The 24,495-nt window shown below is 62.3% G+C and carries 21 protein-coding genes; 15 read left to right on the top strand and 6 right to left on the bottom strand.

What is annotated here, in order from left to right:
• The first annotated feature begins 212 nt into the window (after nucleotides 1–212).
• Both msrP and B9Z31_RS09665 read left to right on the top strand, forming a co-directional pair.
• Complete coding sequence (gene msrP, locus B9Z31_RS09670) at nucleotides 213–1,208, top strand: protein-methionine-sulfoxide reductase catalytic subunit MsrP (RefSeq protein WP_100119355.1); 996 nt, start codon at nucleotides 213–215, stop codon at nucleotides 1,206–1,208.
• A gap of 28 nt (nucleotides 1,209–1,236) precedes the next feature.
• Nucleotides 1,237–1,836, top strand: a complete 600-nt coding sequence (locus tag B9Z31_RS09665; protein ID WP_100119354.1) for a sulfite oxidase heme-binding subunit YedZ — start codon at nucleotides 1,237–1,239, stop codon at nucleotides 1,834–1,836.
• A 48-nt stretch (nucleotides 1,837–1,884) separates the two neighbouring features.
• Here B9Z31_RS09665 and lysA read toward each other — a convergent pair whose 3' ends face one another.
• Both lysA and B9Z31_RS15625 read right to left on the bottom strand, forming a co-directional pair.
• A complete protein-coding gene (gene lysA, locus B9Z31_RS09660) occupies nucleotides 1,885–3,171 on the bottom strand; it encodes a diaminopimelate decarboxylase (RefSeq protein ID WP_100119353.1) in 1,287 nt (428 codons plus the stop codon).
• On the bottom strand, nucleotides 3,168–3,461 hold the full coding sequence (locus B9Z31_RS15625) for a lipoprotein (protein ID WP_100119352.1): 294 nt from the start codon (nucleotides 3,459–3,461) through the stop codon (nucleotides 3,168–3,170). The genes lysA and B9Z31_RS15625 overlap by 4 nt, the downstream gene beginning before the upstream one ends.
• Before the next feature lie 12 nt (nucleotides 3,462–3,473).
• Here B9Z31_RS15625 and cyaY point away from each other — a divergent pair, with 12 nt between their 5' ends.
• Nucleotides 3,474–3,803: an iron donor protein CyaY gene (cyaY, locus tag B9Z31_RS09650; protein WP_100119351.1), complete on the top strand. Its 330-nt coding sequence runs from the start codon at nucleotides 3,474–3,476 to the stop codon at nucleotides 3,801–3,803.
• 52 nt (nucleotides 3,804–3,855) lie between these two features.
• Here the strand turns inward: cyaY and B9Z31_RS09645 are convergent, their stop codons facing one another.
• Entirely contained in the window at nucleotides 3,856–6,246 is a 2,391-nt protein-coding gene (locus tag B9Z31_RS09645; RefSeq protein WP_100119350.1) for a penicillin-binding protein 1A, read from the bottom strand.
• A 186-nt stretch (nucleotides 6,247–6,432) separates the two neighbouring features.
• On the opposite strand from B9Z31_RS09645, the gene B9Z31_RS09640 reads away from it, so the two are divergent.
• The 10 genes from B9Z31_RS09640 to B9Z31_RS09595 all read left to right on the top strand — a co-directional run bounded on the left by B9Z31_RS09640 (nucleotide 6,433) and on the right by B9Z31_RS09595 (nucleotide 16,135).
• A complete protein-coding gene (locus B9Z31_RS09640; RefSeq protein ID WP_143473836.1) occupies nucleotides 6,433–7,191 on the top strand; it encodes a hypothetical protein in 759 nt (252 codons plus the stop codon).
• Complete coding sequence (locus B9Z31_RS09635; RefSeq protein WP_143473835.1) at nucleotides 7,182–7,769, top strand: hypothetical protein; 588 nt, start codon at nucleotides 7,182–7,184, stop codon at nucleotides 7,767–7,769. The genes B9Z31_RS09640 and B9Z31_RS09635 overlap by 10 nt, the downstream gene beginning before the upstream one ends.
• Complete coding sequence (locus B9Z31_RS09630) at nucleotides 7,766–8,923, top strand: hypothetical protein (RefSeq protein ID WP_100119347.1); 1,158 nt, start codon at nucleotides 7,766–7,768, stop codon at nucleotides 8,921–8,923. The genes B9Z31_RS09635 and B9Z31_RS09630 overlap by 4 nt, the downstream gene beginning before the upstream one ends.
• Nucleotides 8,920–10,368 (top strand): type IV pilus secretin PilQ, encoded by a 1,449-nt coding sequence (locus B9Z31_RS09625; RefSeq protein WP_100119346.1) that lies wholly within the window; start codon nucleotides 8,920–8,922, stop codon nucleotides 10,366–10,368. The genes B9Z31_RS09630 and B9Z31_RS09625 overlap by 4 nt, the downstream gene beginning before the upstream one ends.
• Nucleotides 10,369–10,481: 113 nt before the next feature.
• Nucleotides 10,482–11,039 (top strand): shikimate kinase, encoded by a 558-nt coding sequence (locus tag B9Z31_RS09620; RefSeq protein WP_100119345.1) that lies wholly within the window; start codon nucleotides 10,482–10,484, stop codon nucleotides 11,037–11,039.
• 19 nt (nucleotides 11,040–11,058) lie between these two features.
• Nucleotides 11,059–12,171: a 3-dehydroquinate synthase gene (gene aroB, locus B9Z31_RS09615; RefSeq protein ID WP_100119344.1), complete on the top strand. Its 1,113-nt coding sequence runs from the start codon at nucleotides 11,059–11,061 to the stop codon at nucleotides 12,169–12,171.
• Nucleotides 12,172–12,176: 5 nt separating this feature from the next.
• On the top strand, nucleotides 12,177–13,358 hold the full coding sequence (locus B9Z31_RS09610) for a deoxyguanosinetriphosphate triphosphohydrolase (RefSeq protein ID WP_369804683.1): 1,182 nt from the start codon (nucleotides 12,177–12,179) through the stop codon (nucleotides 13,356–13,358).
• A 72-nt stretch (nucleotides 13,359–13,430) separates the two neighbouring features.
• Nucleotides 13,431–14,633, top strand: a complete 1,203-nt coding sequence (locus B9Z31_RS09605) for a CynX/NimT family MFS transporter (RefSeq protein WP_100119342.1) — start codon at nucleotides 13,431–13,433, stop codon at nucleotides 14,631–14,633.
• Nucleotides 14,630–15,184: a DUF1415 domain-containing protein gene (locus B9Z31_RS09600; RefSeq protein WP_100119341.1), complete on the top strand. Its 555-nt coding sequence runs from the start codon at nucleotides 14,630–14,632 to the stop codon at nucleotides 15,182–15,184. The genes B9Z31_RS09605 and B9Z31_RS09600 overlap by 4 nt, the downstream gene beginning before the upstream one ends.
• A 75-nt stretch (nucleotides 15,185–15,259) precedes the next feature.
• Nucleotides 15,260–16,135 (top strand): SAM-dependent methyltransferase, encoded by an 876-nt coding sequence (locus B9Z31_RS09595; protein ID WP_100119340.1) that lies wholly within the window; start codon nucleotides 15,260–15,262, stop codon nucleotides 16,133–16,135.
• A 27-nt stretch (nucleotides 16,136–16,162) separates the two neighbouring features.
• Here B9Z31_RS09595 and B9Z31_RS09590 read toward each other — a convergent pair whose 3' ends face one another.
• The 3 genes from B9Z31_RS09590 to B9Z31_RS09580 are packed head-to-tail and all read right to left on the bottom strand — an operon-like array spanning nucleotide 16,163 to nucleotide 18,824.
• Complete coding sequence (locus B9Z31_RS09590; RefSeq protein ID WP_100119339.1) at nucleotides 16,163–17,137, bottom strand: tripartite tricarboxylate transporter substrate binding protein; 975 nt, start codon at nucleotides 17,135–17,137, stop codon at nucleotides 16,163–16,165.
• Between the two features lie 21 nt (nucleotides 17,138–17,158).
• Nucleotides 17,159–17,461 carry a hypothetical protein gene (locus B9Z31_RS09585; RefSeq protein ID WP_100119338.1) on the bottom strand — a complete coding sequence of 101 codons (303 nt, stop codon included), beginning with the start codon at nucleotides 17,459–17,461 and terminating at the stop codon, nucleotides 17,159–17,161.
• 1 nt (nucleotide 17,462) lies between these two features.
• Nucleotides 17,463–18,824 carry an acyclic terpene utilization AtuA family protein gene (locus tag B9Z31_RS09580; protein WP_100119337.1) on the bottom strand — a complete coding sequence of 454 codons (1,362 nt, stop codon included), beginning with the start codon at nucleotides 18,822–18,824 and terminating at the stop codon, nucleotides 17,463–17,465.
• A gap of 119 nt (nucleotides 18,825–18,943) precedes the next feature.
• Between B9Z31_RS09580 and B9Z31_RS09575 the strand changes: the two genes are divergently transcribed.
• On the top strand, nucleotides 18,944–19,639 hold the full coding sequence (locus tag B9Z31_RS09575; protein ID WP_100119336.1) for a transposase: 696 nt from the start codon (nucleotides 18,944–18,946) through the stop codon (nucleotides 19,637–19,639).
• Nucleotides 19,640–19,771: 132 nt separating this feature from the next.
• The gene (locus B9Z31_RS09570) at nucleotides 19,772–24,472 is read left to right on the top strand and encodes a glutamate synthase-related protein (protein WP_100119335.1); all 4,701 of its coding nucleotides are present in this window, start codon (nucleotides 19,772–19,774) and stop codon (nucleotides 24,470–24,472) included.
• Nucleotides 24,473–24,495: the final 23 nt, after the last annotated feature.

Raw genomic sequence — 24,495 nt, 5'->3', positions numbered from 1 at the left:
ATGCGCCGTTCCTTGGGGCTGGGATGCGGCAGGCGACAGTGGGGCGCCCGTTTGCCCCTTCGCTTGGCCAATCACCCGCAGCATCTCTTGGGTGTTGAACGGCGGTCACACACAGAGGGGTTATTCCGAGGGGGAGGCAGGCCGATTGGGCGAGGGTGGCTGAAACAGTTCAAAATACCTTTTGCATTCTCCGTCATCAGCCAAGGTCCAGCATGATCATTCACACAGACAAGTCCGGTTTCCAGCACCCCATCGGCAGCGAGATCACCCCTGAATCGGTGTACCAGACGCGGCGCGAGATCATTCGCCTGATGGCCTCAGGCTCGGCGGGTTTGGCCATGGCCGCTTGGGGCATGCGCGATGCGCAGGCTCAAATGGCCCGGCCTGGGCAATTGCCGGCCCTCGACGCGGTGCCCTCCAAACTGGCTGGGGCCATGGTCTTGGACAAGCCCACGCCCTACAAAGACGCCACCACCTACAACAATTTCTACGAGTTTGGCACCGACAAAGGCGACCCGGCCAAGCGGGCCCACACCCTCAAGACCGACCCTTGGAGCGTGGAGATCGAAGGTTTGGTGAAGAAACCTGCCCGTGTGAACCTGGAAGACCTGATGAAGTGGGGCGCCATGGAAGAGCGCATCTACCGCCTGCGCTGCGTGGAAGGGTGGTCGATGGTGATTCCTTGGGTGGGTTATGCCATGGCCGATCTGATCCGCCGCGTGGAACCCCTGCCTGGGGCCAAATTTGTGGAATTCGTCACGCAAGCAGACCCCAAGACCATGCCGGGCGTGCGCGGCGGGGCTTTGGACTGGCCGTATGTCGAGGCCTTGCGCCTGGACGAAGCCATGCACCCGCTGACCCTGCTGGCCTTTGGCATGTATGGCGAGGTCATGCCCAAGCAAAACGGTGCACCCCTGCGTTTGGTGGTGCCTTGGAAATACGGCTTCAAGAGCGGTAAAAGCCTGGTCAAGATCCGTTTCACCGACAAGCAGCCTGTGTCGTCGTGGGAAAAAGCCGCGCCGCAGGAGTATGGCTTTTACTCCAACGTGAATCCGACGGTGGACCACCCGCGCTGGAGTCAGGCCACCGAGCGGCGCATTGGGGAAGATGGCTTGCTGGCCAAGAAACGCAAGACGCTGATGTTCAACGGCTACGAGGCGCAGGTGGGCCAGCTGTACGCGGGCATGGACCTGAAAAAATTCTTCTGATGCTGTTTCAGGCCAAGGTTTCAGGGGCATGAGGGGGCTGCTGTGTCATCCCGCCGCTTGGTGGGCCCTGTTGGCGCTCGGCTGCGGGCCTGGGGTCTGGTTGGTGGTGCAAACCCTGCAGGACCAGCTCGGGCCCAACCCGGCAGAAGCCTTGATCCGGGCGACAGGCGATTGGACGCTGCGCAGCCTGTGCCTGGTGTTGCTGGTGACCCCTTTGCGGACTTGGCTGGGCTGGCCCGAGTTGCTGCGGTTTCGGCGCATGCTGGGCTTGCTGGTGTTTGGCTATGCCAGCCTGCACCTCCTGTGCTACGCCTGGTTTGACATGGGCTTTGACCTGGCCGACACGCTGCAAGACCTCATCAAGCGCCCCTTCATCTGGTTGGGTTTCAGTGCTTTTGTGATGTTGCTGGCGCTGGCGGCCACTTCATTCAACCGCGCTGTGCGTTGGCTGGGGGGCAAGCGCTGGCAGCGCCTGCACCGGGCTGTTTATCTGGTGGCTGTGCTCGCCGTGCTGCACTTTTGGTGGATGCGCGCGGGCAAGCAAGATTTTGCCGAGGTGCTGGTGTACGCGGGCATCTTGGCGGGTTTGCTGGGCTGGCGTGCTTTGCGCGCATTGCGGCGAAGCTGAGAGCCCCCCTTCAGTGGCGATGCAGCCGATGGCAGGCGGCGCGGCGTGTCAGACCAATTGCTCCAGCGCAAAGGTGTCGAACACGGATTCACGCTGGCGAATCAGATGGGCTTGTTGGCCGTCGACCAAAATCTCGGCGGCGCGCCCTCGCGTGTTGTAGTTGCTGGCCATGCTCATGCAGTAAGCACCGGCTGACAACACGGCCAGCACATCACCCGCTTGCACCTGCAGTTGCCGGTCGCGGCCGATCCAATCGCCGCTCTCGCACACGGGGCCCACCACGTCGTACAGCACACCCTCACCGGCAACAGGCGCCACGGGCACGATGTGGTGGAAGGCCTGGTACATGGCCGGGCGGGGCAGGTCGTTCATGGCGGCGTCGACGATACAAAAGTTCTTTTGTTCGCCGGGCTTGAGGTACAGCACTTCGGTCAGGCAAACGCCTGCGTTGCCCACCAAAGAGCGGCCAGGTTCGATCATGATCTTCCGCTGGCCGTAGCCACGTGCATCGAGTTTGGCCAGCAACAGTGCCCACAGCGCGTCGGCTTCGGGTGGGGTGTCACCGTTGTAATTGATGCCCAAGCCACCGCCAAAGTCGATGTGGTGAATCGGGATGCCTGCCGCTTCGATCTCGCCCACCAGGTCCAGCACGCGGTCCATGGCGTCCAGGTAGGGGGTGGTTTCGGTGATTTGCGAGCCGATATGGCAGTCGATGCCCACCACTTTGAGGCCCGGCAGGCTGGCCGCGTGGCGGTAAGCGCGCAGGCTGTCTTCATGGGCGATGCCGAATTTGTTGCCTTTCAGGCCGGTCGAGATGTAGGGGTGTGTCTTGGCGTCCACGTTGGGGTTCACGCGCAAACTGACCGGGGCTTGCAGGCCCAAGCCGACAGCGACCTCGCTCAGGACGTCCAGTTCGGCTTCGCTCTCCACGTTGAAGCAGCCAATGCCCACTTGCAGGGCTTGCTTCATCTCTGCACGGGTTTTGCCCACGCCCGAAAAAATCACCTTGGCCGGATCCGCGCCAGCGGCCAGCACCCGGGCCAGCTCGCCACCCGAGACGGTGTCAAAACCACAACCCGCATCGGCAAAAACCTGCAGCACGGCGAGGGTCGAGTTGGCTTTCATGGCGTAGCAAATTTGCGCTTGGCGTCCGGCAAAGCCGCGCTGGTAAGCGGCCAGGGCCGACAGCATGGCCGCTTTGGAATACACAAACAGGGGCGTGCCATGTTCGCGGGCCAGGTCCGACAAACGAAGGCCTTCCACCATGAGTTGGTGCTCGGTGTATGCGATATGGGGCTGGCCGGGCAGGCCTTGGGCAGTGACGGGTGCGTTCATGGTGGGGTGGTCTTGGGAGCCGCAGGCAGGTTCGAGGGGCGGGGGGTCGGAGACGAAAGGGTGGGTGATGACGCAGATGGCCCAGGCGAGGCGCCAGGGGCGGGCTGTGCAGGGGGGACAGACTCGGTGGGCGCCGGCCACATTTTGAGTGTTTGTGGCAAGGTGGCGCGCCCAAGGGACTCGGGGGTGCTTGGCAAAAACAAAGCCCCTTTTTGACCGCAAGCGCTCAGCATCGCCGCACCACCGACAAGGGCATGCGCCGTGACTAAAATCTTCAATACCTTCAACATGCAGCGATTGTAATGACCGACCTTGAATTTCTGGACCAAGCTGAACGCCTGCTCGCGGGCGTGGAGATCAGCAGCGATCGCCTCAACGACGACACCGACGCCGATATCGACAACCAGCGCGTGGGCGGCATGGTGACGCTCACTTTTCCCAACCGCAGTCAGATCGTCATCAACCTGCAAAAGCCCCTGCACGAGGTGTGGTTGGCGGCGCGGTGTGGCGGCTTCCATTACAAATTTGACGGTGCGCACTGGATGGACACCAAAGGGCAGGGCGAATTTTGGGAAAGCCTGTCGCGTTATGCCTCTGAGCAGGCGGGCCAAGCCTTGTCTTTCAAGCTGTGAGACCCTGACGGATTCTTGGACGGTTCAAGGCCGATGGCTTTTGTGCGGCCACTCAGTTCCTGAACAGGTCCAAAATCCGGCTGCGCTCTTCGGCGGGAGGCATGGCAGCGTTGCTCGATTTGCCTGAGCTGTCGTTGCCAGCGCCCAGGCTGCTGATGCCACCCCCTTTGGCGTACTCCTCGTACATCCAATCGCCGCTCACATGGACAAGGCCTTCGGGCACGGGGGGCTCGGAAATGGGCACACTGCGCAAAGCGGTTTCCATGAAACTGATCCACACCGGCAAACTCAAGCCACCGCCTGTTTCCCGATCGCCCAATTTGCGTGGGGTGTCGTAGCCAATCCAGACCACGGCGGCCAAGTTGGTTTGGTAGCCCGCAAACCAGGCGTCCATCGCATCGTTGGTTGTGCCGGTTTTGCCGTAAATGTCAGGCCGCTTGAGGGTGCCTTGGGCGCGGGCGGCGGTGCCCGATCGCGTGACCTCTTGCAGCAAACTGGTCATGACAAAAGCGTTCCGTGCAGGGATGACGGGTGTCTCGCCCAACTGCGCCACAGCAGGGCTGTCGACCAAGACGCGGTCCTTGAAGTCGGTGATGCGGGTGATGAGGTGGGGTTGAACCAAGTGCCCGCCGTTTGCAAACACCGAGTAACCCGTCGCCATTTGCATGGGGGTGACCGAACCCGCACCCAGCGCCATGGTCAAAAAGGCGGGGTGTTTGTCTTCATCAAAGCCAAAACGGGTCACCCACTCCTGCGCTGGCCGAGGCCCGACGGCCTGCAAGACGCGAATGGAGACCATGTTTTTCGATTTGGCCAAGCCTGTGCGCAAACTCATGAGCCCGTCAAACTTGCCATCGTAGTTTTTGGGTTCCCAGGGCTGTCCGCCTGTGACGCCGCTGTCAAAAAACAAGGGGGCGTCGTTCACCATGGTGGCTGGCGTGAAGCCTTTTTCGAGGGCGGCCGAATAGATGAAGGGTTTGAAGCTCGAGCCGGGCTGGCGCCAAGCCTGCGTCACATGGTTGAATTTGTTTTTGGCAAAGTCAAAGCCTCCGACCAAGGCGCGGATGGCGCCCGTTTGGGGGGTGATGGCGACCAAGGCACCTTCCACTTCGGGCAGTTGGGTGATCTCCCAAGCGCCTTTGGGCGTTTGCGTGACGCGGATCAAAGCGCCTTTGCGGATCTGTTTGGCCGGGGGGGTCTTGTCGGACAGTCCCGATTGCGCGGGCTTGAGGCCGTCACCAGAGAGGGTGATTTGTTCGCCGTTTTGACGAATCACCACCACTTTGCGGGGCGAGGCTTCGAGCACCACGGCCGACAACACGTCGCCATTGTCAGGGTGCTCTTCCAGGGCGTCATCGATGGCGTCGTCCATCTTTTGAGGGTCGCTCGGCAGATCGATGAATTTCTCTGGGCCGCGGTAAATCTGGCGGCGCTCAAAATCCATGATGCCTTGGCGCAAGGCTTTGTATGCCGCCATCTGCTCGGTCGACTGGACCGTGGTGTACACGTTCAGGCCACGGGTGTACGTCTCTTGGCCGTACTGGGCAAAGACCATTTGGCGCACGGTTTCTGCCACGTATTCCGCGTGCAGGATTTTTTTGTCGGCCGCCGAGCGCAGTTTGAGCGGCTCGCTCTTGGCTGCCCTGGCCTGGGCCGCCGTGATGTACTGGTTTTCTTCCATCCGCTCAATGATGTAGAGCTGGCGTGAACGGGCGCGTTTGGGGTTGCTGATCGGGTTGTAGGCCGAGGGTGCTTTGGGCAGTCCAGCCAACATGGCCGCTTCGGCGACGGTGATGTCTTTGAGGGGTTTGCCAAAGTAAGTTTCTGCGGCCGAGGCAAAACCATAAGCCCGGTTGCCCAAGAAGATCTGGTTCATGTAAATCTCAAGGATCTGATCCTTGGTCAACAGGTGCTCGAGCTTGTAGGTCAGCAAAATTTCATAAATTTTGCGGGTGTAGGTTTTCTCTGATGACAGGTACACATTGCGGGCCACCTGCATGGTGATGGTCGACGCGCCTTGGCTTTTCATGCGGCCGATATTGGCAATGCCCGCACGCAAAATGCCCAAATAGTCGACGCCGCCGTGTTGGTAGAAGCGGTTGTCTTCGATGGACAGCACCGCGTCTTTCATCACTTTCGGAATGTCTTTGATGGGCGTGAGGTTGCGGCGTTCTTCTCCAAACTCACCCATCAGTTGGCCATCTGCCGTGAACACGCGCAGCGGCAGTTTGGGTTTGTAGTCGGCCAGGTCCGAGATGTCCGGCAAGTTCGGGTACGCCATGACCATGGCCACACCCACCACCAACAAGATCGCAGCCAATCCCGCAACGGCCAGGCCCACGCCCCACGCCCCCAACTTGAGGGCCCAAGACAGGGGGCCCCCTGTACCGATGGTCGCCGAGGGGCTTTGTTTTTCTGGAGAGGCGTTGTGGTGGGCAGGCATAGGTGGGCTTTGAGGCAGCGTGCGAGTTGCACAGCGCTTGTCCATTATAAAAAAATCGACTGGAAGTATGGGTCAAACCCAATTTAAAAATGAATGATTTTGTTTTTAAAAATGATCATTCAAGCGGATTCATGTTACAAAACTGCCCTGTTCAGTCGGATCTGGGCACTTTCAGGGAGGCTCAACATGCACGGATTGGCGCATTGGTGGCAAAGGTGGGCCCGAGGGGCCGTTCGTCACGCATGGGGCATGGCGCCGATGGACGGTGCCTGGCTGTTGGCCGGATTGGTTCGGCAAAGCAGTGCCTTGGTCAAAGTGCAGACATGGGCCACATGGCGTCCCTTGAGCGAAGCCGACACGACCGACCTGAGTGGTTTGAGTGCGCATTTGCGCCAACACGCCCGTGCTCGGGGGGGTGCCCACCGGCGACTGAACATGGCTTTGCCCAGAGATTTTGTCCATGAGGGTTTCATCGACTTTCCGCTCGAATGGCCAGAAAAAGACTGGCTGTACGAGGTGCAGCTGGACGTCGCACAAGCCTTGCAATTGGCGCCTGACGAGGTCCATTTTGATTTTGAGCCGGCCCCCTACAGTGATGGTTTGGTGCGGCGTGTGCATTGGGTGGGCTGTGCACAAGCGCAAATGGCGGTGTACAAAAACTGTATCCGGGCCGCGGGTTGGCGTTTGGCGGCCGTCGAAATGGAACAACAGGCGGCACAGCGGGGCGTTCGCGCTTTGAAGGGTGGGTCGCTCAGCTTGTTGACCCAAGCGCCGCAAGACTGGCAATTCGAATTGGACCGGGTGATGCCCCGGCCGCCCGACGCGTCGGCGGCGCCTTCAGAGGAATCCGACGACACCATCGCGCAAGCCCTTGATCAGATCATGCGCACGCCGGGTGGCGCTCGCTTGGTGGCCGCTGGCTTGGCGCTGAAGGCGTGGCATTGATGCGCCCGTTCAATTTATTGAGCCATCCTGGCCTGGCTCATCAGCGCAGGGTGTTCCACCGCTGGTGGACCAGTGGGGCGGGTGTGGTGGTGGGCTGTTCGCTGGCCTGGTGCGGGCAGCAGTGGCAAACGGCTGAGACGCTGCGGCTCCAAGGGGCACACAGTCAGCTCCAATCGGAGTGGCTTGCACGCACGCAACAGGCCAAGGACGCGGCTCAGCAGCAGTTGCGCCAGCGTCTGCAGGTGGAGCAAGACCTGCATTTGCAGCGCATCGCCACGCACCAACAGGCCTGGATGGCCGTGCATGAGCGGATGCAGGACATGGCCCAGGAAGGTCTGAGGCTGTCGCGCTTGAATGCGGATGCCGACCATGTGGCTTGGCATGGCGAGTTCAGCCGCTTCGAAGCCATGGCCGCTGCGCGCCAAAGCCTGTCTGAGCAATGGGGGCAAGACCTGAGCCTCAAAGACATGGCCATGGGGCCGGCATCCCAAGTGGAGTTCGTCTGGCAAACCACTTGGCCGGCCTTGCTCGGTGCCCGGCTGACACAGGCTGAACCCGCGCTCAAGGTGCAGCCATGAGCCCCATCGCATGGCCATCAGGCGCATGGGCTTGGCCTCACCTGCAAAGACTGGCGCAGCGTGGCTTGCGCCGTTGGGGCTATGCCTTCGCGGGATGGGCCCTGGGCCTGGGGGGGATGTGGCTGGCTCAGCCTGAGGTGGGCGAGTCTTACGCCTCAGCGCTTCAAGCGCATGCTCGGCTGGCTCAGCAATTGGCAGACCTGCGCCCCAGTGCTGCTGGCGCCACACCGGAAAAAGTGGCGGCCACCGACGTCGATTCGGGGCCCCAAGCGCAGCGCCTTTTCAGTCAGTTGCCTGTGTCGACCCGGCCAGACAACCTGTGGGCGGCGTGGCAGCAAATTTTGGCGACCCATGATTTGCGGCTTGTGTTCTTGCAGCCCATGCCTTCCAACGGCCCGGTTGGGCGAGGCGATGCAGGGGTCAGCCACGCGGCCGCATGGCGGGTGGTGGGGCGCTTTGACGATTGGGTGCGGGTCTGGGCGGCTTGCGCCGAAAGTGGGCCGGTGTGTGCCCTTGAGCGCATCAGCGTGGTGGCCACGCCCCAACCCGGCGAAGTGCAAATGGATGCCGTGATGCGCGTTTGGATGCGTTCTGCCGAAGGGCCGCCGTCCGATGCGTTGGCGTTGGCCGATTGGGTGGCGGCTGTGCAACAGGGCGCGCGGCCATCCGCTCATTCGCGCACCGCCTTGTTTGCACCCAGCGGTTCATCGGCAGCGGATCTGCAGACGACGCAGGCGGTCGCACAGGTGCCGCCCACAGGCGCCGCAGGGCGCTCTGCTGGCGAGGCGGGTGTGTCGGCCTTGCCGGATGACCCCAGGCAATGGCCTTGGGCACGCATCCGATTGGCCGGCTTGTGGCGACACGGCGATGAACGGCAAGCGTTTGTCTCAGCCGGCGCGCACGCGGTCAAGGTGACGCAGGGCCAACGCATCTCTTTGGAGGGGCATCGGGTGGCCGCCATCACCGACCTGGGGGTGCACGTGCGTTTGGGCAAGGGGCCCGCGCTGGAACTGCCTTGGGCTGACACGGCTCAAGTGGGTGGCTCGGGGGGGCTGTCGGCAGGTGTCATGGCAGGCGTCATACCAGGTGTCTTGCCAGGCCCATCCAAGCCCAGCATCCATCCGGGCCTTAACACTGGGAGTTCACCCCCATGAAAAAAATGACCCATTTGGGCGCATCCATTGGCTTGTGGCTGGCGGGTCTTGACCCATCCAGTGCGGTTTTGGGGCAAACCCATGCCCCGCCTTCGCCCCCCGTTTGGACGGTGGTCAACCCCTCATGGCCCTCCACTTCGGTGCTCCATGCCAAGCCCATCAGCTTGAATTTCCAACACATCGACATCAAAGCCTTGTTGCAGGTGTTTGCCGATTTTTCAGGCTTGCATCTGGTGCCCACCGACAGTGTGACGGGCCCGGTCAGTGTGCGTTTGAGCGATGTGCCCTGGCCACAAGCGCTGGACATCGTGCTGCAATCCAAGGGCCTGCTGGCGCGCCAAGAAGGTCGCGTGGTGTGGATTTCGCCGCAAGGTGAGTGGGCCTTGCGCGAAAAAAAACAACTGGATGCCCAGGCGGCTTTGGACGCGGTCAGCCCTCTTCACATGATGTCGCTGCGCTTGCAGTACGCCCGCGCCACTGAAGTGGCTCAGCGCTTGCAAGGGGGTGCCGCGGGCAGCAGCGCTGGGCGTTGGTTGAGTGCCCGCGGCAGTGTTTTGGCCGAACCCCGCACCAACCAACTTTTCATTCTGGACCTGCCTGGCCGTTTGCAAGACCTGCAAAAAATGCTGGTGCTGCTGGATGTGCCTGTCCGGCAAATCTTGATCGAGGCAAGAATCGTGGAGGCGGATGACCAGTTTGGCCAGTCGCTCGGGGTGCGCTTGGGCTCTGCCCTGGCGGTTCCCCTGCAGGTGCAGGGGCGGTCCAATACCTTGGCGGTGGGCGCCAGTCTCCCGCCCGCAGCCGCCGGGACGGTGGCGGGCCAACAAGTGAACCTGCCTGCAGGGCTGGCGGGGCAAACGGTCAGCACCCCAGCGACCTTTGCGGTGTCGCTCTTCAATGCCGCTGCCGACCGGTTCATCAATGTCGAAATCTCGGCCCTGGAAGCCGCCGGGCTGGGCAAGGTGGTGTCGCGGCCTCGGGTGGTGACGGCCGACCAGACCAAAGCCTTGATCGAGCAGGGCACCGAGTTGCCTTATTTAACCGCCGCGGGCAACGGGGTGACCGCCATTTCCTTCAGAAAGGCCAACCTCAAGCTGGAGGTGACGCCCCAGATCACGCCCGATGGTTCTGTGGTGTTGGAGGTGGATGTGAACCGCGACAGCGTGGGTCAGATCACGGCAGCCGGTTATGCCATCAACACCAAGCATGTGAAAACCCAAGTGCGCGTCGAAGACGGGGGGACGGTGGTGCTGGGCGGCATTTACGAGGAGACCCGTCGCAGTGACGATGCCAAAGTGCCCGGTTTGGGCGACGTGCCGGGTTTGGGCTGGTTGTTTAAAAAGCGCGACCAAACCCAGCGCAAAAGCGAGCTGCTGATTTTTTTGACGCCCCGGGTGGTCGCGGATGGCCCTGCGAACGTCTCATCCGAGAACATTTCCCCCTAGGCCCTGCGCATGGCCATTGGAAAGTGTCGGCAGCAGGTCGAATACACTCTTTGCATTCAAAGTGAGGGCCGTTGACATGGCGTCCCGAGCGGCTTTTTCAGTGTGAGATTTCCTTGAGCATCATCTTCGTGGGCCTTCCAGGTTCGGGCAAAACCACCATCGGCAGGCAATTGGCACGCCGGTTGGATGTGCCGTTTGTGGACTCTGACCATGTGATCGAGCACCAATTGGGCTGCTCGATACGGGAGTTTTTTGCCCGCGAAGGCGAAGACAGCTTTCGGGATGTGGAAGAGCAAGTGCTCCACGAACTGACCCAATCGCACCACGGGGTGATCGCCACAGGGGGCGGTGCAGTGCTGCGCGAAGCCAACCGCCGCCGTTTGCACGAGCGGGGCCAAGTGGTTTACCTGCGGTCCACGCCCGAAGATGTGTTTCGCCGTGTGCGCCACGACAAAGCCCGCCCCTTGCTGCAGGTGGACGACCCCTTGAACCGCTTGCGGACCTTGTTTGAGGCGCGAGACCCGCTGTACCGCCAAGCCGCCCACTTTGTGATCGAAACCGGGCGTCCCTCTGTGGCCACTTTGGTCAACATGATCACCATGCAGCTGGAACTGGCCGGGCATCTGCCGGCCCATGCGCAGGCACCGTCACCACCCAAACTGCAGCCCTGAGCGCCTACACTTGAGGGCTATGTCCGAGTCCACATCCCCTATCCAAACGGTTGCCATATCGCTGGACGACCGCAGTTACGACATCCACATTGGCCAAGGCCTGCTGAGCCGCCCTGAAAGCTGGGCCGGCCTGCCCAAGGCGCAGACGGCCATGATCGTCACCAACGACACGATTGCCCCGCTGTACGAAGCCGCTTTGCGCAGCGCCATCGCCCCGCATTACAAACAAGTGCACACCGTGGTGCTGCCCGATGGCGAGGCGCACAAGGACTGGCAGACCCTGAACCTGATTTTTGACGCGCTGCTGGGCCAAGGCTGCGACCGCAAAACGGTGCTGTTTGCTTTGGGCGGCGGTGTGGTGGGCGACATGACCGGTTTTGCGGCGGCCAGCTACATGCGCGGTGTGCCTTTTGTGCAGGTGCCGACGACCTTGTTGTCGCAGGTGGATTCGTCGGTCGGCGGCAAAACCGCCATCAACCACCCGCTGGGCAAAAACATGATTGGCGCGTTCTACCAGCCGGTGCGCGTGGTCTGTGACCTGAACACCTTGGCCACCTTGCCCCCGCGCGAGTTGAGCGCAGGCCTGGCCGAGGTCATCAAATACGGCCCGATCGCCGACATGGCTTTTCTGGACTGGATCGAGGTGAACATCGATGCGCTCGTTGCCCAAGACCCGGCCGCGCTGGCGCACGCTGTCCAGCGCAGCTGCCAAATCAAGGCCTGGGTGGTGGGGCAGGACGAGCGCGAAGCGGGTCTGCGGGCCATCCTGAATTTTGGCCACACCTTCGGCCACGCCATCGAGGCCGGTCTGGGCTTTGGCGTTTGGCTGCACGGCGAGGCCGTGGGCTGCGGCATGGTCATGGCGGCAGAGCTGTCGCAGCGACTGGGCCAAGTCGACGCCGCTTTTGTGGCGCGTTTGCGCGCCTTGATCGCGCGTGCGGGGCTGCCCGTGCGCGGCCCGGTCATTGACGCGGCCGACAACGCAGGCCATTACATCGAGCACATGCGCCTCGATAAAAAAGCCATTGGCGGCGACATCCAATTTGTGGTGATCAATGGCCCCGGCCAAGCCACCGTGTGCGGTGCGCCCGACGCCATGGTGCGCGAGGTGATCAACGCCTGCTGCGCTTGATGCCCATGTTCGCCGAATCACTGGATGTGTCGGTGCTTTCAAGCCAGGCGCCGAGCCGCTTGTCGCCGCTGGCCTGCGACCCGGCGCACAGCCGGGGCCGACGGTTTGCCGAACCGGCTGCGCCGACACGCAACGCTTTTCAGCGCGACCGCGACCGCATCGTGCACTCCACCGCGTTTCGGCGGCTGGTTTACAAAACACAGGTGTTTTTGAACCACGAAGGCGACTTGTTTCGCACGCGGCTCACGCACTCCATCGAAGTGGCCCAGCTGGGCCGCTCCATCGCCCGGGCGCTGGGGCTCCATGAGGATTTGGTCGAAGCCGTGTCGCTGGCTCACGACTTGGGCCACACCCCGTTCGGTCACGCTGGGCAGGACGCGCTGAACGACTGCATGAGCGAACACGGCGGCTTCGAGCACAACCTGCAAAGTTTGCGGGTGGTGGACCAACTCGAAGAGCGCTACCCCGCGTTTGACGGTCTGAACCTGAGCTTTGAAACCCGCGAGGGCGTGCTCAAGCACTGCTCGCGCAGCAACGCCGAACAGCTGGAGTTGGCCGAACCCGGGGGGGTGGGACGGCGTTTCATGGACCGCACCCAGCCCAGCCTGGAAGCGCAGCTGTGCAACCTGGCCGATGCGATTGCCTACAACGCGCACGACATCGACGACGGCGTGCGCTCCGGCCTGATCAGCATCGAGCAATTGCTGCAGGTGGAACTCTTCGCGCACTACCACCGCCAGACGCTGGCCGAGCACCCGCGCTTGTCTGAAAAGCCGCGCCGCGTCTTGTACGAAACCATCCGCCGTATGCTGAGCGACCAGGTGTACGACGTGATCGACACCACGCGCCAGTGCGTTGCCCGTTCGGGTGTGACGACGCTGGCAGAGGCCCGCCAAGCGGGGCCTTTGGTGGCTTTCAGCACCGAGATGAAGGCGCGCAGCACCGAACTCAAACAGTTTTTGTTCGGCCAGCTCTACCGCCACCCGCAGGTCATGCACACCACGGGTCAGGCGCAGCAGGTGGTGCGCGAGTTGTTCGCCGCGTATGTGGCCCAGCCCTCCGAGATGAGCGCCGATTTCGCAGCCAGTGCCGACCTGCACCGCTCGGTGGCCGACTACATCGCAGGCATGACCGACCGCTTCGCCCTGCGCGAACACGAACGCCTGACGGGGCGCAAACTGCTGTGAGCGAACGGGTACGGTGGGCCCTTGGTGGGCGCGAGCCCCTGCTCGCGAACGGGTGATCGGAGGCTTGGCCGCATGAGCACTCTGCGCCAAAATCGCGCCGCCTGGCTGGTCGTTGCCGCTGGCGGCGTGGCCGCTTTGCAAGTCGGCAAGCTGCCGCCCGCCTTGCCCGCGCTGCAGGCCGAGCTGGGCCTGACGCTGGTGCAGTCCGGTTTCCTCTTGTCCATGGTGCAACTCGCTGGCATGAGCCTGGCGGTCTTCATGGGTTTGTGGGCCGATGGCATGGGGCTGAAGCGCAGCATGGTGCGTGGCCTGTGTTTGCTGGCGATGGCCAGTGGCTTGGGCGCATTCGCCACCTCGGCGACCGCATTGCTGGCGCTGCGCGCCATCGAAGGCCTGGGCTTCTTGTTGGTGGCCTTGCCTGCACCGGCCTTGATCCGCCGCTTGGTTCCACCCGCTCAACTGCCCGGCATGCTCGGTGTGTGGGGGGCCTACATGCCCACGGGCACGGCCCTGGCTTTGCTGGCCGGGCCGCTGTTCATACCGGCTTGGGGTTGGGGGGCTTGGTGGGCTTTGTTTGCGGGCGTGTCCTTGGCCATGGCCGCTTGGGTTTGGCGCAGTGTCCCCATCGACCCGATGGCCCCAGCCGCAGCCGCTGAGACAGGTGCTTGGCTGCGCCTGCGCCGCACCCTCGGCGCCCCCGGCCCTTGGCTGGTGGCGCTCACCTTTTGCATGTATTCGGGCCAGTGGCTGGCTGTGGTGGGCTTCTTGCCGTCGATTTACGCAGCCGCTGGCGTGAGCGGTGCGTTGCTGGGCGTGCTCACCGCTTTGGCGGCGGCCGTCAACATCTTGGGCAATATGGGCTCTGGCCGCTTGCTGCAGCGCGGCTGGGCACCCCGCAGCACACTGTGGCTGGGTTTTGGCGCCATGGCGCTGGGCAGCACCGTGGCTTTTGCGCCTTTCACCGAAACGCAGCCTTGGCTGCGTTATGCGGGTGTGCTGGTGTTCTCGGGCTTGGGTGGTTTGGTGCCGGGCACCCTGTTCAGCCTGGCCGTGCGCTTGGCCCCGGGGGAGCAGCAGGTGGCCACCACGGTGGGTTGGATGCAGCAACTCTCGGCGCTGGGCCAATTTGTCGGGCCACCGCTGGTGGCCAGCGTGGCTGCGCGGGCAGGGGGCTGGCAGCTCACGCCTGTGGTCACGCTCGGGTGTTGCGCGGTGGGGGCGCTGTTGGCGTGGGCGGCTGGGCGCTTGCTGCCACAGGCACAATCTCGCCCATGACCGACATGAACACCCTTGAAATTGCCGACACCGTGCGCTGGCTTGAGCGCGCCGTGATTGGCCTGAACCTCTGCCCTTTTGCCAAAGCCCCGCACGTCAAGGGCCAGATCCATTACGTGCTGAGCGAAGCCAAGGGCCTGGAAGGCTTGCGCGATGAGCTGATAGAGCAGCTGCAGGCGCTGGCTGCCACGCCCGCCGAAGAACGCGAAACCGTGCTCTTGATCGTGCCGCAGATGCTGCAGGATTTCCTGGCGTTCAACGATTTCCTGGACGAGGCCGATGCGGTGCTGCAAGAGCTGGACATGGAAGGCGTGTTCCAGGTGGCGAGTTTCCATCCGCAGTTCCAGTTCGCGGATACCGAGCCGGACGACATTGGTAATTTCACCAACCGCTCGCCTTACCCCACGCTGCACCTGCTGCGCGAGGAAAGCATCGACCGGGCGGTGGAGGCTTTTCCTGAAGCCGAGATGATTTACGAAACCAACATCGAGACGATGGACAAGTTGGGTGCCGAGGGCTGGAACAAGCTGGATGTGGGCCCAAGCCCCTGAAGCCGTAGGAGCGACGCCCTCGTCGCGATCAACCCAGCCTGAACGCCGCGAGGGCGCAGCGCCCATCAAAAAACCATGAAGAAAAAAACACCTACCGTCGACAGCCAAGCCTTGCCGCCCGAAGTGCGCCCGGGCCAGTCGGTCGAGCTGCTCAAGCAGCTGCACATCCTGACCCGCGAAGGCAAGCTCAACCAAGATTCGCGCCGCAAGCTCAAGCAGGTGTACCACCTGTTTCAGTTCATCGAAAAACTGCTGCTGGAGCTGCCTGCCCGTGAAGGCGGGCCGACCTTGGCCGACCACGGTGCAGGCAAGTCGTATTTGGGCTTCATCATTTACGACCTGTTTTTCAAGGCCTTGGGCCAAGGCACGATCTACGGCATCGAAACGCGCAGCGAACTGGTGGACTCGTCCAAGGCGCTGGCCCAGAGGCTGGGCTTTGAGCGCATGCGCTTTTTGAATGTGAGCGTGGCCGAATCGACGCAAAGTGGTGAACTGCCCGCGCAAATCGACGTGGTGACGGCCTTGCACGCCTGCGACACTGCCACCGACGACGCCATCGCCTTTGGCCTGCAAAAGAAAGCCCAATACATGGTGCTGGTGCCTTGCTGCCAGGCCGAATTGGCCCGGGCACTCAACCAGAACAAGGCTATGAATTTGCAGCGCACGCCTTTGGCCGAGCTGTGGCGTCACCCCTTGCACACCCGCGAAGTGGGCAGCCAACTGACCAATGTGTTGCGCTGCCTCTACTTGGAGTCACAGGGCTACCAGGTCACGGTGACCGAGCTGGTGGGCTGGGAACATTCCATGAAAAACGAGCTGATTCTGGCGAAATACACCGGCCAGAAAAAACGCACCTCCGGCGAGCGCCTGCTGGCTTTGCTGCAGGAGTTTGGGGTGGCGGCGCTGATGGGTGGGCGCTACCCGCTGGTCGCCAAATCAGAAACGGTCTGATCGGGCGCTCAGCAGGCAAGCAGCGCCTTATTGCGGTTCAATTTTTGCGTCGCGAATGGCCTTGGCCCATTTGGCGGTTTCGGCTTTGGAGCGTTGTGCCAATGCTTCGGGTGATGCGGGAGCGGTTTCAAAGCCCAGGGCAGAGAAGCGCTCCAAGATCGTCTTGTCGGTGGCCGCAGCATTCACCGCAGCGTTGAGCTTGGTGATGATGTCTGCAGGTGTGCCAGCGGGCGCAAAGACCGCAAAGTAGGCGATCAATTCATAGTCTTTCAGGCCCAGGGCTTCGTTCACCGTGGGCAGTTCAGGGATGGCCTTGGAGCGCTGTGTCGAGGTCACGGCCAAGCCGCGGATCTTGCCCGCCTTGACCTGAGGCAGCATCACAGCAAAGTCGGCACTGAACATGTTCACCTGGCCGCCAATCAAGTCGGTCATGGCTGCGGGGCCGCTTTTGTAGGGCACGTTGGTCATCTGGATGCCGGCCATGCTGGAGAGCACTTCGCTGGACACCAGTTGCGAAGTGCTGGCGCTGGCGAAGGTGATTTGTGTGGGCTTGGATTTGGCCAGGTCCACAAACTCTTTGAGCGTTTTGGCGGGCACCTCGTTGTTCACGGCCACGATCAGCGGCACCGAGCCCATGTAGGCCACAGGCGCAAAGGCGGTGTCTTGGTCGTAGGGCAGTTTTTTCATCAGGCTTTTGAGCGCTGCGTTGGTGCTGTTGGTGCCGATCAGGAGGGTGTAGCCGTCAGGCGCCGACTTGGCCACAGCGTCGGCCCCCAGCATGCCGTTCACGCCAGCGCGGTTGTCCACCACCACGGGCTGGCCCAAAACCTCGGACATTTTTTGTGCAAAGGCACGGCCAATTTGGTCGGTCGCGCTGCCTGCGGCAAAGGGCACGATGGCTTTGATGGGTTTGTTGGGGTAGGCCTGAGCCAGCGCTTGAGAAGCCACAAGGCTGAGGCCCAGGGCGGCAGACAACAAAGAGGTGATGCGCAAACGTTTCATGGGGTCTCCAGTGGAAAAAAGTCATTCAATCACAAATGTCAGCAGGTGCGCACTCAGGCATTTCCCGTGGGCGTCGAGCGCCAGCGAGCGGGTCACGCCACCGCCCAGGGCCTTGTGCATGACAAAGTGGAGGGCGCCCAGCTGGGGCAGGGCGTAGCGTTCGAGCGGGCCGAGCACCGTGCCAGCAAAGTGGACTTGCACGCGTTCGGCCGTCAGGTGCTGTTCCAGCAAGGCAAAGTCATTTTTGTCGTGAGCAATCACCGACAAGGTGGACCGGTTGCCTTTGTCCCCGGTGCGGGTATGGGCGATGTCGCGCAGCAGCATGTCAGGGGTCCTGTGTGAGCAGCACGGTGGTGGTGTGCACAGCGCTGCGCGGCATGAGCACGGCGGCAGCGGCAATCACCTCACGCACCGCGCGTGTGGCGCCGCCCCCACCGGCCGGGCCGTTGGTGTAGAGCGCTTCGACCTCGTGCGCCACATGCTGGGCCTGCTGCAAGCTGGGCACGCGCAGGGCCACGCGGGCGCGCACTTCGGTGGGTTCTTCCCGGTCAGCGCTTGAGGCGCTGGGTCCGAAGATCGCGTTCACACCGATCAGGTCGTAGCGGCTTTCATAGTCGGCGTAAGCTGCCAAGGCCAGGCGCTCGCGCACCACGTCCAGCGCCAGTTGGCCCCGCGCTTGTGCGCCCGGCCCGGCATAACTGATTTGGCCTTCGCCAATGAAGCCGTCGCGGTAACCCAGCGTGACCTTGAGGGTTTCGGTGCGTGGGTGGCCGTTGCCACCGGTGACCTGAACGCGGTCCGGCCCCCGTTGCGTCAGTTGCACCTGCGAAAAATCCGCCACCACATCCGGCTGCAGGTAGCGAGCGGGGTTCTCGATTTCATACAGAAGTTGTTCGGTGCAGGTGGCGACCGTCACGCAACCGCCAGAACCCGCCACTTTGGTGATGACGGCGTCCCCCGAGGCGCTGACTTCGGCCAACGGGAAACCCAGCTGGGCCAAGTTGGGCACATCCTTGTAGCCCGGATCGGCAAAGTACCCGCCCGTGATCTGCGCCGCGCATTCCAGCAGGTGTCCGACCAGAACCCCTTTGCCCAGCCGTTGCCAGTCGTCAGCGGCCCAGCCAAAGTGGTGCATCAAGGGCGCCAAAAACAGGGCCGGGTCGGCCACGCGGCCGGTGATGATGACTTGGGCGTCGGTCTGCAGCGCGGGCACAAGGGCCTCTGCGCCAAGGTAAGCATTGGCTGAAATCAGCTGGGGCTGCAAGTCGGCCAAAGTTTGTGTGCTTTCCAGCACGGGCAGCGCCAAGCCGGTTTGGGTCAGGGTGGCCAGCACATCGTCGCCCAGCACCACCGCCACTTTGAGCTGCGGCAAACCCAATTCACGCGCCACTGCCAGCACCGCGTGCCCGGCTTGCAGCGGGTTGGCCGCGCCCATATTGCTGATGATGCGTGTGCCATGGCGAAGGCAGGCGGGCAGCACGGCCCGCATGCGGGCTGCCAGCATCGGGTCAAAGCCAGCAGCGGGGTCTTTGGACCGCTCCAGCTGCGCCAAGGCAATCGTGCGCTCGGCCAGGCACTCGAACACCAGATAGTCGAGCTGCCCCTTGTCGGCCAGCTCGACGGCAGGGGGGATGCGGTCACCCGAATAGCCGGCTCCGGCGCCGATGCGAAGGGATGTCTTGTGCATGTACCAAGCTTAATGGCACGCGCGCCAACAGCCTGTCACGCGAGAGCTCGTATTTGATTGGAATCAGCTAATTGGGGTCAGATCCCAATTAAACTGCGGGTCCAGTTCAGGAAGTCCCCATGGCCCGCCAACCCCGTCTCACCGTTTCCGGTTACCCGCACCACGTCATCCAGCGCGGCAATGACCGCCAGGCCATCGTGCGCGACGATGCGGACCGGGAGCGCTTGCTTGCGCTGTGGCAAGAGCATGCGCAGACCTTCAAGGTGGCCATCCATGCCTACGTGATCATGGACAACCACTTTCATTTGCTGCTCACGCCCGAAACAGACGAGGGCCTGCCGCAGATGATGCAGGCGGTGGGGCGGGCGTATGTGCGCTACTTCAATGTGCGCCACCACCGCAGCGGCACGCTGTGGGAAGGGCGCTACCGCAGCAACCTCATAGAGAGTGAGCGCTATCTTTTGGCGTGCATGGTCTACATCGACCTGAATCCGGTGCGTGCGGGCATGGTGGCACAAGCTGCCGACTTCAAATGGTCCAGCCACAGGCACTGTATTGGGCAGTTGAGCGCCAAATGGGTGACGCCGCATGCCTTGTTTTGGGGCTTGGGCAACACCCCCTTTGCCCGTGAGGCGGTTTATGCCGAGCTGGTGCAAACCGGCCTGGCCCAGCGCGAAAAGGAGCAACTCACCCAAAGCGCCTTGTCGGGCTGGGCCTTGGGATCGGCCGACTTCTTGGGAGGCTTGCAGCAAGCCACCCAGCGGCGCCTGCTGCCGGGAAAGGCCGGGCGACCGGCCAAAAAGACCGCCGATTGAATCTGTCCCCAATTAAATAAATGCCAGGGGAAAAGCTAAATTAATTGGGATCTGACCCCAATTAAAAAGATTGGCATGGATGCTGCTGTGCACTACACTCTTCGGTCTGCGTGAAAACCCTTAGGAGCGCCCATGACTTCGGCCAGTGCAAAAGAACATTTCCAATCGACCGGTCTGTATGACCCTGCCAACGAGCACGATGCGTGTGGTGTCGGCTTTGTGGCCCACATCAAAGGTCACAAGACGCACGCCATCGTGACGCAGGCGCTCAAGATCCTGGAAAACCTGGACCACCGGGGTGCTGTGGGGGCTGACGCGCTCATGGGCGACGGTGCCGGTATCTTGATTCAGTTGCCCGATGCGCTGTACCGCGACGAGATGGCCAAGCAAGGCGTGGCTTTGCCCCCGTTTGGTGAATACGGCGTCGGCATGGTGTTTTTGCCCAAAGAGCACGCCTCGCGCATGGCATGCGAGCAGGAGCTGGAGCGTGCCGTCAAGGCCGAAGGCCAGGTGGTGCTGGGCTGGCGTGATGTGCCGGTGAACCGTGACATGCCCATGTCGCCCACCGTGCGCGAAAAAGAGCCCATCATGCGCCAGATCTTCATCGGGCGCGGCGCCGATGTGATCGTGCAAGACGCTTTGGAGCGCAAGCTGTACGTGATCCGCAAGACCGCCAGCGCCGCGATCCAGGCCCTGAACTTGACGCACAGCAACGAGTACTACATCCCCAGCATGTCCAGCCGCACCGCGGTCTACAAAGGCTTGCTGCTGGCCGACCAAGTGGGCACCTATTACCTGGACCTGCAAGACGAGCGCTGCGTCTCGGCTTTGGGTCTGGTGCACCAGCGTTTTTCCACCAACACCTTCCCTGAGTGGCCATTGGCCCACCCCTACCGCTACGTGGCGCACAACGGCGAGATCAACACCGTCAAGGGCAACTACAACTGGATGAAGGCCCGCGAAGGCGTGATGTCTTCACCCGTGTTGGCCAACGACCTGCAAAAGCTCTACCCCATCAGCTTTGCCGGCCAGTCCGACACCGCGACCTTTGACAACTGCTTGGAACTGCTGACCATGGCGGGCTACCCCATCAGCCAGGCCGTGATGATGATGATCCCCGAGCCTTGGGAGCAGCACACCACCATGGACGAGCGCCGCAAGGCCTTCTACGAGTACCACGCCGCCATGCTCGAGCCATGGGATGGCCCCGCATCGATCGTGTTCACCGACGGTCGCCAGATCGGCGCCACGCTGGACCGCAACGGCCTGCGCCCCTCGCGTTACATCATCACAGACGACGACATGGTCATCATGGGCTCCGAGACCGGCGTGTTGCCGATCCCTGAGAGCAAGATCGTGCGCAAGTGGCGTCTGCAGCCCGGCAAGATGTTCCTGATCGATCTGGAACAGGGCCGCATGATCAACGACGAAGAGTTGAAAGCCGGTTTGGCCAGTGCCAAGCCCTACAAACAGTGGATCGAGAACCTGCGCATCAAGCTGGACGATGTGGCCGAGGCCCCCGTGGCCCCAGCCTCTGATGTGCCCTTGCTCGATCTGCAACAAGCCTTTGGCACCACGCAAGAAGACATCAAGTTCTTGCTGGCCCCGATGGCCTCGGCCGGTGAAGAGGCCATTGGCTCCATGGGCAACGACAGCCCACTGGCCGTGCTGTCCGACAAGAACAAACCGCTTTACAACTACTTCAAGCAGCTGTTCGCGCAAGTGACCAACCCGCCGATTGACCCGATCCGCGAAGCGATCGTGATGTCGCTGGTGTCCTTCATCGGCCCCAAGCCCAACCTGCTGGACATCAACCAGGTCAACCCGCCCATGCGCCTGGAAGTGAGCCAGCCGATTCTGGATTTCGCCGACATGGCCAAGCTGCGCAACATCGACAGCGCGACCAAGGGCAAGTTCAAGAGCGCGACGTTGGACATCACCTACCCCGCGCTGTGGGGACGCGAAGGTGTGGAGGCCAAGCTGGCCTCGCTCTGCGCCGAAGCCGTGGACGCCATCAAGGGCGGTCACAACATCCTGATCATCAGTGACCGTGGCGTGAGCGCCACCCAAGTGGCGGTGCCCGCCTTGCTGGCCCTGTCCGCCATCCACCAGCACTTGGTCACCGCAGGCTTGCGCACCACCGCTGGCTTGGTGGTCGAGACCGGCACGGCCCGCGAAGTGCACCACTTCGCTGTGCTGGCCGGTTACGGCGCTGAAGCCGTCCACCCCTACTTGGCGATGGAAACCCTGGCCGCGCTGCACAAAGAGCTGCCCGGTGATTTGTCCGCCGAGAAAGCCATCTACAACTACATCAAGGCGATCGGCAAGGGCCTGTCCAAGATCATGTCCAAGATGGGCGTCTCGACCTACATGTCTTACTGCGGCGCGCAGTTGTTCGAGGCCATCGGCATCAACAGCGAGACCATCAACAAGTACTTCACCGGCACAGCCAGCCGCGTGGGCGGCATCGGTGTGTTTGAGATCGCCGAAGAAGCTTTCCGCATGCACACCGCCGCCTTCAGCGACGATCCGATCCTGGCCACCATGCTGGACGCGGGCGGCGAATACGCCTGGCGTGCCCGTGGCGAAGAGCACATGTGGACCCCGGACGCGATTGCCAAGTTGCAGCACTCCACGCGTGCCAACAACTTCAGCACCTACAAGGAATACGCGCAGATCATCAACGACCAAAGCAAGCGCCACATGACGCTGCGCGGTTTGTTTGAGTTCAAGATCGACCCGTCCAAAGCCATCCCGCTGGAGCAGGTCGAGCCTGCTGCCGAGATCGTCAAGCGTTTTGCGACCGGCGCGATGTCGCTGGGCTCGATCTCCACCGAAGCGCACGCCACTTTGGCTGTGGCCATGAACCGCATCGGCGGCAAGAGCAACACCGGTGAAGGCGGTGAAGACGCCAACCGTTACCGCAACGAGCTCAAGGGCATCCCGATCAAGTTGGGCGATTCCTTGAAGAGCGTCATCGGTGAAGAAAACGTCGAAGTGGACATGCCTTTGGCCGCGGGTGACAGCCTGCGTTCGCGCATCAAACAAGTGGCTTCGGGCCGCTTTGGTGTGACGGCCGAATACCTCTCCAGCGCCGATCAAATCCAGATCAAGATGGCCCAAGGTGCCAAGCCCGGTGAAGGCGGTCAGCTGCCCGGTGGCAAGGTGTCCGACTACATCGGCAAGCTGCGCCACTCGGTGCCCGGTGTGGGCCTGATCTCGCCACCACCGCACCACGACATCTACTCGATCGAGGACTTGGCGCAGCTGATCCACGACCTGAAGAACGTGGCGCCGCACAGCGACATCAGCGTCAAGCTCGTGTCCGAAATCGGTGTGGGCACCATCGCCGCCGGTGTGGCCAAGTGCAAGGCCGACCACGTGGTGATCGCGGGCCACGATGGTGGCACGGGCGCGTCGCCTTGGTCGTCCGTCAAGCATGCGGGTAGCCCATGGGAAATCGGTCTGGCCGAAACCCAGCAAACGCTGGTGCTCAACGGTTTGCGCGGTCGCATCCGCGTGCAGGCCGATGGCCAGATGAAAACCGGCCGTGACGTGGCCATTGGCGCCTTGCTCGGTGCAGACGAGTTCGGCTTTGCCACCGCACCGCTGGTGGTGGAAGGCTGCATCATGATGCGCAAGTGCCACCTGAACACCTGCCCGGTGGGCGTGGCCACGCAAGACCCCACACTGCGCAAGAAGTTCACCGGCAAGCCTGAGCATGTCGTGAACTACTTCTTCTTCATCGCCGAAGAGGTGCGTCAGATCATGGCCCAGTTGGGCATTGCCAAGTTCGACGATCTGGTGGGCCGTGCTGACCTGCTCGACATGAAGAGCGGTGTGGCGCACTGGAAAGCCCGTGGCCTGGACTTTGGTCGCCTGCTGGCGGTGCCCCAAGTGGCATCCACCGTGGCTGTGCGCCATGTGGACACGCAGAACCACGGCCTCGAAAAAGCCCTTGACAACGTGCTGATCGCCAAGAGCCGCGCCGCCATCGACAAAGGCGAAAAAGTGCAGTTCATGGAAGTCGCGCGCAACGTGAACCGCTCGGTCGGTGCCATGTTGTCGGGTGCGGTCACCAAAGTGCACCCTGAAGGCTTGCCAGACGACACCTTGCGCATCCAGCTCGAAGGCACAGGCGGTCAGTCCTTTGGCGCCTTCTTGGCCAAGGGCATCACCCTGTACCTGATCGGCGAGGCCAACGACTACACCGGCAAAGGTTTGTCCGGTGGCCGTGTGGTGGTGCGTCCGAGCCTCGAGTTCCGTGGCGTGGCGGCGCAAAATATCATTGTGGGCAACACCGTCATGTACGGCGCGACCACGGGTGAGGCCTTCTTTGCTGGCGTGGCCGGCGAGCGTTTTGCGGTGCGTCTGTCAGGTGCCACAGCCGTGGTCGAAGGCACCGGTGACCACGGTTGCGAATACATGACCGGCGGCACCGTGGCGGTGCTGGGCAAGACCGGCCGCAACTTCGGCGCCGGCATGAGCGGCGGCATCGCTTATGTGTACGACGAAGACGGTGAGTTTGCGTCGCGTTGCAACACGGCCATGGTCAGCATGGAAAAAGTGTTGTCAGCCGCCGAGCAAGAAGCGCAAGTGGACCGCAAGGTCTGGCACCGCGACCAAGCCGACGAAGCGCAGCTGAAGAAGCTGTTGGAAGACCACCACAAGTGGACCGGCAGCCAGCGCGCCCGCGAGTTGCTGGACAACTGGGCCACGGCTCGGGCCAAGTTCGTGAAGGTCTTCCCGAACGAATACAAACGCGCCTTGGGTGAGATCAATGCACGCAAAGCGGCGAATGCGGCCAAGGCCGCCAAGCCTGTGGCCGCCTGAGCCCCACGTCAAGAAGCTAAGGA

The sequence above is a fragment of the Limnohabitans sp. G3-2 genome, assembly GCF_002778275.1.
In the GTDB taxonomy this organism is placed as follows: domain Bacteria; phylum Pseudomonadota; class Gammaproteobacteria; order Burkholderiales; family Burkholderiaceae_C; genus Limnohabitans_A.
The sequence above is the reverse complement of the archived record's forward strand: the minus strand, read 5'-3'. Positions and strand labels throughout refer to the sequence as shown.